The 240-nt window shown below is 58.3% G+C and carries 1 rRNA gene; it reads left to right on the forward strand.

Annotated features, from left to right (window positions below):
- Positions 1 to 148 precede the first annotated feature (148 nt).
- Positions 149 to 240: ribosomal RNA gene (gene rrf / locus K4B79_RS47650) — 5S ribosomal RNA — on the forward strand; the annotation flags it as partial.

Below are 240 nucleotides of genomic sequence, written 5' to 3' on the forward strand. Positions count from 1 at the left end.
TCTGGAAGGCGGGTAACCGCTGGAGGTGACCGGTACTAATAGGCCGAGGGCTTGTCCTCAGTTGCTCGCGTCCACTGTGTTGGTTCTGAAACCACGAACAGCCCCACGTTCCCGTTAGGGCGTGGTGCGGCTGACAGTTTCATAGTGTTTCGGTGGTTATAGCGTGAGGGAAACGCCCGGTTACATTCCGAACCCGGAAGCTAAGCCTTACAGCGCCGATGGTACTGCAGGGGGGACCCT

The sequence above is a fragment of the Streptomyces lincolnensis genome (assembly GCF_021173675.1).
GTDB classification, from domain to species: domain Bacteria; phylum Actinomycetota; class Actinomycetes; order Streptomycetales; family Streptomycetaceae; genus Streptomyces; species Streptomyces lincolnensis_B.